The organism is Acidobacteriota bacterium, from assembly GCA_016208495.1.
Taxonomy (GTDB): Bacteria; Acidobacteriota; Blastocatellia; order Chloracidobacteriales; family Chloracidobacteriaceae; genus JACQXX01.
Genome location: JACQXX010000014.1, coordinates 1 through 9,064 on the forward strand (window position 1 = coordinate 1; position 9,064 = coordinate 9,064).

3 protein-coding genes are annotated in these 9,064 nt (G+C 52.1%); 1 reads left to right on the forward strand and 2 read right to left on the reverse strand.

All coding sequences use genetic code 11. The annotated features are described in order from the left end of the window. Positions 1-373: 373 nt before the first annotated feature. Positions 374-4,318: a GAF domain-containing protein gene (locus HY774_02170; protein ID MBI4747264.1), complete on the forward strand. Its 3,945-nt coding sequence runs from the start codon at positions 374-376 to the stop codon at positions 4,316-4,318. 334 nt (positions 4,319-4,652) lie between these two features. On the opposite strand, the gene ttcA is transcribed toward HY774_02170, so the two are convergent. Together ttcA and HY774_02180 are read right to left on the reverse strand one after the other, a co-directional pair. Continuing rightward, complete coding sequence (gene ttcA, locus HY774_02175; protein MBI4747265.1) at positions 4,653-5,534, reverse strand: tRNA 2-thiocytidine(32) synthetase TtcA; 882 nt, start codon at positions 5,532-5,534, stop codon at positions 4,653-4,655. A 686-nt stretch (positions 5,535-6,220) separates the two neighbouring features. Then, positions 6,221-8,704 carry an ABC transporter permease gene (locus HY774_02180; GenBank protein MBI4747266.1) on the reverse strand — a complete coding sequence of 828 codons (2,484 nt, stop codon included), beginning with the start codon at positions 8,702-8,704 and terminating at the stop codon, positions 6,221-6,223. Positions 8,705-9,064 lie beyond the last annotated feature (360 nt).

The following is a 9,064-nucleotide window of genomic DNA, read 5'->3' on the forward strand; positions in this document are numbered from 1 at the left end:
CCTCCTGGACCGACGGAAAATGGGTCGTGAATCTTGACGAAGCACGATCCGGTATCCATCGCCATCGAACCTTGGCGTCCGGCTTGAAAGCAATTTCAGGACCCTGCGCGGTTGGTTCAGAACTGGTGGACTTGTCACAGACGCGACAGCGGGAACTGGGTTCCCAAACCGGTCCGCCACCGACCGGCAGAGCGTCTCGCGCGACACCTGGAAAAGGCAACTTAGAGCCGCCTGCTCCGAGCAGGAACGGAAGCGGTTGTCCGGAACAGGAAGAATCCCCCGCCTCAACTGCGCAGCGGTAGGCGGGGGAGGTTCAAAGGCCCGGTGGAATCCGAAGTCATCGTTGTAATTACCCTTTGATAAAATGAAACCCATGTCAGGCGAATCCTTTGCCGTGAGATTCCTGGTACGACCGCTGACTGCTCACCCAGCTTTGTACAAAATGGCTGGTCTGTGTCTGGTGTTGATAGGATTGGTAATCGGTCCAGGGAGCGCGCGCTCGCTCCTGGGACAGCACCCACATCCCAACCGCCTGGTTGAAAAGAATCTGACTCGAACTGAATCTCATACCGGTACTCTGTTTGGGGCGACGCCTTCCTTACCTCAAAACCTGTTGGGTGCCAAGCCAACTTTCCATCTCTTCACGGATAAGGACGGACTCCCCCAAAACACGGTTCAAACCATGGTTTTTGATCGGGAAGGCTATCTCTGGGTGGGTACCCAGGACGGGGCCGCTTACTATAACGGCAACCACTGGACAGTGGTCAACATGCCAAATCGCACCCTGTCAAACCACGTCCGATCAATGATTGCTGCCTCTGACGGAAGCCTCTGGTTTGGAACCAACGGGGGCGGGGTGTTGAACTTCCAGCGGGACAAATGGACCGTGTATGACATTTCAACTCAGGCTCTGAGAAATTATCAGGTCCTTAGTCTGCTGGAGACGGTTGGATCAAATGGAAACCGGGTTCTGTGGGTAGGGACAAACGGCGGCGGCCTTTCGCGACTTGAAAACGGCACCTGGACAACCTTTGACACAACTTCGGGATTGCCCAGCAACTTTGTCATGAGTTTGCTTGAAACCGTCGGCGCCGACGGCTCAAAGCTGTTGTGGGTGGGCACCAACGGCGGCGGGTTGGCCTGCCTCAACCGAGGGAAATGGACTGTGTTGAACACAGCTTCAGGATTGCCAAGTAACGCCGTGTTCAAGCTCTATGAGAGTCTTGATGAGGATGGAACCAGCACGTTGTGGGTGGGTACCAATGCTGGTTTGGCCCGGTACACCCAGGGGACATGGACCATTTTTGATACCCGGTCCGGGCTTCCAAACGATGAAATCTGGGATATTCTGGAAGTTACCTCGTCAACGGGAACTCGACAATTATGGGTGGCGACCTTTGGCGGAGGCATTGCTCGTCTGGAGCAAGGCCAGTGGAAGGTCGTTGATACCCGGCTGGGTCTGCCGGACAACCTGGTTTTCAGCTTAATCGAATCCCCGGCATTTCAAGGGGTGCGGTCGCTCTGGATCGGGATGAGCGGCGCCGGTTTGGCTCGTTTGGATCAGGTGCAATGGACCTCACTTGATACCCGAAGCGGATTACCCAATGACCGGGTTCGCAGTATTCTTGAATCAAAAGATTCAGACGGGACACCGGTGTATTGGATCGGCACCCGCAATGGATTGGCCCGGCTTCACCAAAATAAGCTGACGGTTTTCCATACTTCAGATGGAATGCCGGGTGATCTGGCCATGAGTCTGGTAGAAACCGCTGGACCCAATGGCACCCTAATTTTGTGGGTTGGGACCAACCGAGGATTGGCCAAATATGAACAAGGCCAGTGGACGGCGTTCAATGCCACCAATTCAGGGATGCCGACCTCGCTGGTGGTTGACCTCCACCTGATCCGGAACGCTGATCAGTCAGAGACCTTGTGGATCGGAACGTTTGGGGAAGGTCTGGTTCGCTATGAACGCAACCAGTGGCAACAATACAAACCCCAGACCGGATTCCCCAGCGGGTTTATCATGTCGCTCTATGAAACCCGCGAGCCAGATGGAACGAGTACGTTGTGGGTTGGCACCAATGGCAGCGGATTGATTCGGATTCCCGATATCCAGCATAACCCCTTGAACTCTCCCGCCAACTGGCAGGTATTGGATGTGGCCTCGGGTGCGATTCCAAACAATGTGGTGCGCAGTCTGCTTGAAACCCGGACTCAGGATGGAGATCGGGTGTTATGGGTTGGGACTGATGGTGGCGGATTGGCCCGATTGAATCTGACTCGCCCGGAGCAAAAGATTTCGGTTTTGTCGGATACTTCCGCTCCAGCCCTGCCAAACAATACGATTTACCAGATTTGCGTAGATAGCCAAAAACGTATTTACCTTTCTACGAATAAAGGTGTCGCCCGGCTGACGCCGCGTGTTCCAACCCCGGCCCAGCCGGCTGAATTTGAGTTGTATTCCTTTGGGACGGAAGATGGGCTGCCCAGCAACGAATGTAACGGTGGCGCGTCGCTGGTGGATGAGCGGGGGCGAATCTGGATTGGAACCGTGGCTGGGGTTGCCATTTTAGATCCGGCCCAGGAACTCCAGGACACCCAGTCCAAGCCGTTGCATCTGGAGCGAACCTTCCTCAATGGCAAACAAACCCGCGTCTTTAATGATGCCCCGGTTGCCACCACCACCCTGGACTATTGGGAAACCAACCTGGTGTTTGAATATGCCTTGCTCAGCTATTTCCGTGAATCCGATACCCGATACCGGACCCAGTTACAAGGATTTGACCCAGAACCAACCACCTGGACCCGTGACACCAAAAAGGAATACACCAATTTGTCATCGGGGCCATATGTCTTCCAAATTTGGGCCCGTGATTATCGGGGAAATGTTTCAGGCCCGCTGGAAATCAAGTTTTCAATCCGGCCAGCACCCTGGGAAACCTGGTGGTTTGGAATGTTGCTGCTTGGTATGGCGGCGGGGCTGGTGTATAGCGGATATGAACTCCGTCTCAGAACGATTCGCCGACGTCAGGAACAGCGCTTTGCTTCAATCCGGCAGTTGCTGGAAAGCATTCGAGTCATCAATTCACAGCTTGATTTAACCATCGTACTCCAAACCATTACCGAAGAAAGCGCCCGGCTGATCAATGCTGAACCCGGTGGAATTGGCTTGCTGGTTGGCGAAGAAGTGGTTTTCAAGCGTCTGTGGAACAAAGGGCGGTGGGAGGACAGTCCCGTCACCTTCAAAATCGGTGAAGGTGTCGCCGGGAAAGTCGCCGCCACTGCCCGCCCGGTCGTGGTGAACAATATCAATGACATGCCTGATCTGACCCAGATGGAAGTTCTTGAAAAATATGAGGTTCAGGGTTTGCTTGATGTTCCGATCATCAACCGACTGGGGCAGGTGGTTGGCGTGCTGGATGTCCGACGAAAACCAGGCCGGGTCTTTACAAAATCTGATTGTCAGTTGATCGAATCCCTGGCCCATCAGGCGGCGATTGCCCTTGAAAACGCCGGATTGTATGGCGAACTCGGGAAGTTGCTTCATCAGGAACAGGAAGTCAGCCGGGCCCTCCAGGAACTCAACCAGATGAAGACCAACTTCATTATTGTGACGTCGCACGAAATGCGAACCCCGCTCACGGTGCTCAAAGGATACACTGAGGCATTAATTGAGGGAACTATGGGCCCCTTGGCCAGTGTCCAGCAGCGAACACTGATCACTTGCCAGCGAATGGTTGACCGCCTGGTTTCGAGTTTTAATGACATTTTGGAAATGCTCAAAATCAACGAAGGCTACACTTCGATCAAACCGGTCACCTTTGACTTGATTGAAACCATCAATCAGGTTTTGAATGAGTTGGGGGCCTTTGTCCACAGACGAAAACAGGTGATTCAGTGTGAGACACCCACCTCATTGCCCATCAATGCCGACCAGGAAAAAATTGAACTGGTGTTGCTCAACATCATGCAGAATGCCATCAAGTTCACGCCCGACGAAGGCGTGATTCAAATCAAAGTCTCCACGAATGGAAGCGGTGAAATTCACCTGGAAATCCAGGACTCCGGGATTGGGATTGACCCGGCTGAATTGACCAACATTTTTGAAAAATTTTACACGGGAGTTGATCCTTCGACCCACCGCTCCGGCAAGTATGAATTTGCCACCCGAGGAACTGGCCTTGGACTGGCGATTGCCAAAAATTATGTCGAGGCCCACGGCGGTCGCATCTGGGCCGAATCAGCCGGCAAGGGGCAGGGAAGCTGTTTTCACATTGTGCTTCCAGCTTCAACATCTGATACCAATGTGGGCTGAGGGTATCGGGCTAAGGGCTGAAGGAAATACAATATCTTCACTCCGTTGCGGAAAGGTCACTTGAACTTGACAACCCCCGCCCAGCAGGGCGATGGAAAGTAGCCGGTGGGCAGTCTGCTTTGAGGCGCACCCACCGGAAGGCGAGCCGCGAATAGTTTGCGCCCGGATGGGGACGGATCCGGTGGTATGCCCAAAGCGGCAAACCACCGGCTACTTTCCGGCGCCCATCCAGGCGAAACCCGACCTTTCCGCAACGGAGGCTAAACAATAAAACCCAGGTACCGACTCGGTACCTGGGTTTTTGGTTTCCTGAACAGGGGAGCAAAGAGCGGTTTTACAGAACTGGCAGGGAAATGCTCAACCGATCTGGGTCGATGTGGAGCATCTCGTGTTCGTTGTGATTAAACCCAAGCGCGTCATCGAGTTCGGCTTCAACATCGCCGGTCAGAAATTCAAAATTCTTAAAGTCATAGAGGGTCTTATCCAGCATGTGCGACGGCTGGATGCGACCAAATCCGGCCAAAATTGAGTTTTTGACCCGTGGAATTTCATTTTCCAGTTGTTTGAGGATGTTTTTGACCTTCTTGCGTTTCAGGTTTTCCTGCGAGCCGCACAAGTCACAGGGAATGATTGGGAAATCCCGTTCGCGGGCGTATTCGGCGATTTTCTTCTCCAGACAATAAGCCATTGGCCGGATAATCGTGTTGCGTCCATCGTCGCTTCGCAGAATCGGAGGCATGGCCTTGAGTGTTCCGACATAAAACAGATTCAGGAAAAACGTCTCCATAATGTCGTCGGAGTGATGGCCGAGGGCAATTTTGGTACAGCCATGTTCAATCGCGGTGTTGTAGAGGATTCCCCTCCGCAGGCGTGAACACAACGAACAAGTTGTCTTTCCTTCAGGAATGAGGCGCTTGACGATGGAGTAGGTATCCTGTTCAACAATGACAAACGGAACGCCCAGTTGGGTCAGGTATTCAGGCAATACGTGTTCCGGAAATCCGGGCTGTTTCTGATCCAGGTTGACGGCGAGCAGGTCAAAGTGGATCGGCGCCTTTTTCTGAAAGTGGAGCAGCATATCCAGCATGGTGAAGCTGTCTTTGCCACCGCTCAAACAAACCATGATTTTGTCGCCATCCTGGATCATATGAAAATCTTTGATGGCTTCACCGACCCGGCGAAACATTGTCTTCTGTAATTTTTCGAGTTTGTCCATGTTCTAATAAGACCCAAAGTTGAAGAGAACTGATAAGGAGATGAGTGCGTCACTGATTGCAACCGAGAAAAGTAGCAATCCAGTGTTGTTTTATTCAAGCACTGAGTCCGGTTTTTCCTGGTCTGCCCGAAAAAATTCACTTCGAACCTGGTTCTTTCTCAAGAAAAACGCAATCAAGTATTTGGTTTTTCGCGTTTTTAGATTTATAAGTTAATATGGAAAAACATAATAATATCAGTCAGTAGTCAGTCGTTCGCCAAGTTTATTTGATTGATTTACTTGATTGGCTTCTATAGCTCTCCAGAAAAAGGTTCAAAGTATCGTCTTTAGACGAAAGGGTTTCATCGTTGGTCTCACTCGGGAAACCTCACTCCTGAAGGCGTTACTTCGGAACGGGAATCTTTTTCTGAAAGGCTATAATTTAATACCAGTTTGTAGTACTACAGCGAAGTCTTAATAAAAAACCGAGTTTTGAGCCCAGGAACTGGGCGGCAGGCATGTAGCCCAGGGTGCAAACCCTGGGAAAACGTTGCTTCCTCACCCGCTGACCCGCATCCGGTGGTGGCGCGTCCAAAGCGACGCTGACCACCGGCTAACCTGGCTCCATCCCTTCGGGATGAGGACCAACAACCACTTCGACCCTTAACCGGCATTACTGACTACTGACTACTGACTACAAACTGCAATCATTCGTGCCGCAACGCCATCATTGGATCAATTTGGGTGGCGCGATAGGCTGGAATCAAACAGGCCAAAAGCCCGGTGATTGCCAGCAAACCGGTTACCCCCATCACGGTTACCGGATCCGTTGTTGAAATCTCGAAAAGCTGGCTCTGCAAAATATGAAGCGATCCCAAGGCCCCAAACACCCCCAGAACCAATCCTAACCCAATCAAAACCGCTCCTTCGGTTGCCACCATTTGCAGAATATCCCGAGGTTGTGCTCCAAGGGCCAGGTAGGTGCCAATTTCGCGGGTTCGGGCGGAAATCGAAAAGGTCAGCACGCCATACACACCCAGCGCCGCCAAAAATGCCGCCACTGCTGCAAAAACCCCCAGCACCAGTGCGATAAATCTGGTTCGGGAGGTGACTTCAGCGGTTCGCTCCTCAAGGGTCTGGAAATTGGCCAGCGGAACATTGGGATTGAGTTGTTTGATCTCATTTCTGATAGCCGTCGCCAGAAGTCGAGGATCTCCAGAGGCTTTGATCACCAGTGTTTGAGCCGGGTCAGTGGGTTGCCAGGCTGAGAGATACACGTCTGGCCCAATTTTCTCTTCAAGGCGTCCGTACCTGACATCTTCGACAACACCCACAATTTCAACCATTTCTCCGGCGCCTGGGTACTCAGCCTCAATCATGGGGTGGATCCGTTTATGCAGCGGATCGGTGCCGGGGAAATAGCGTTCGGCTGCGGTTCGATTGATGATGGCAACCCGTGGCGCACCAATCCGATCCTGGGTTGTGAACGCTCGTCCAGTGACGACTGGAATTTGTAGCGATTGAAAATAACCCGGCGAAACACTGTGAAACCCAATGATCGCCCCTTGTCCGGAGTCCGATTGTCCCTCAAGGGTCATTTGAGTCAAACTTGAATATCCCATCAAGGGGGCTGAACTTCCCAGGCCGACCGCTTCAACGCCGGGTAACGAAGAAACTTTTGTCACCACCGGCTCATAAAACTCAAGTCCTGCGTTCCGTGAGGGTAACTGAACAATAAGCACCTGGTTTGGCGAAAACCCAAGTTTGACGGCCTGAAGCTGCAGTAAACTCCGAATCATCAACCCTGTTCCAACCAGCAGCACCACGGAAATTGCAATCTCACCAATCACCAGCATGGTTCGCAGGTTGACCCGACTGACACTTGCAAAATGAGTCAACTGAAAGCGAAACGAATAATCACTGGATTTGAGTGATTGAAGCGGGTTGGTGATGGAAATCCGAAAGGCAGCGACCAACCCGACCAACCCACCTGTGACTGCCGAGATGGCAAAGTTAAACAAAAGAACCGTTGGTTCCAGTCGAATTGAAAAAAGATCAAAAATACGGGCATAAACGGTCCAGAATTGTTCTTCATCGGTGGGTTTAAACGCCAGCAAAAGGTCAATTCCCCAGGTTGCCACCACCAGCGCCAGACTGCCACCGATCAAGGATAAAATGATGCTTTCAGTCAGAAATTGCCGGACAAGTTGCAGCCGACTCGCCCCAAGCATCAGCCGCAGGGCAATTTCTTTTTGCCGTTCGACCACTCGAACGAGAAACAGATTCGCCGTATTGGCGCACACAATCAGTAACACGCACCCAACCGCCGCCATCAGGATGAGTAATGACAACTTGAGCTGGGGATCCACTTTGGTCTGGTGCAGCGGGATGATTCCCATCGTTGCCGTAGAATCAGGTTCTGAAGCTGGAAACACCTGATCCAAATGATTTTTGGTTGAGACCAGTGCCGACTGTGCCTGTGACAGGGAAAGTCCCGGCTTAAGACGGGCGATGACTTGAAGCCAGGAATTATTCGGATTTGCCAAAATCTTTGGATATCTCAGGACCGGTGCCATCTGGGTCGGAATCCAGACATCAACAGTTCCATATTGTCCTTTAAACCCAGCCGGAAGAATCCCGACAATTGTGAACGCCTTTTGTTCCAGTTCGAGGGTTTTATGAATTGCCTCTGGGACGCCACCAAAGCGCCGTTGCCATAAGGCATGACTGATCATGGCGACTGGATGTGACCCTGGAGTCTGGTCTTCTTCTGGAAGAAATGTTCTTCCGACAGCCGCCTGGACGCCGAGAACAGGAAAATAGCTTTGGGAAACAAGCTCCACCCGGACTCGTTCTGCGCCGTCGGCGCCAGTCAAATTAAACGGCTGCTCAACAAAGGCGGCTACATTTTCAAAACAGGGACTTGCCTCACGCAAGGCTGTGAAATGCGGGAAGGACCAGTACACCATGCCTTCGGGCTGTTTGGGGGATGGGCTCGCCTGAGAAACCTGAACCAGTCGCTCCGGTTCGTAGAATGGTAGCGGCTTAATCAAAAGGGCATTAACTACACTAAAAATTGTCGTGTTGGCACCAATGCCAAACGCTAACGTGATAAGCGCAATCGCGTAGAAGCCAGGGTATCTGGCAAACATCCGTCCGGCAAAGTGCAGGTCCATCCACAGTCGTCGCATATCGTTCTCCTTGAGGTACTCCTGGAAGAGTAAATCCAAATGTCAGGTATTTTTGAAAGAAGGAGAACAAGTTGTGTGCCAATGTTCCAAAATCTGAGTTTTATATCAGTTTATAGTCAGTAGTCAGTAGTCAGTCGTTCGCTAAGGGACTGTAAAAAATCAACTTCCCGTTTTCGTTTGGGAATCAGGCATTTGGATTGAGCATCCCGGAGGGCTGCAGTTCGGATAGCCGGTGGTTGCTCGGCTACAGTGAGCTACCACCGGGAACAGGTTCGTTCTCTCCAGTGCTCCCCCGCTTCGCCCGCGCCCCTGCGGGGCGCGGGCGAAGCGGGGAGCCACAAGGGGTGGCCTTTGGATCCG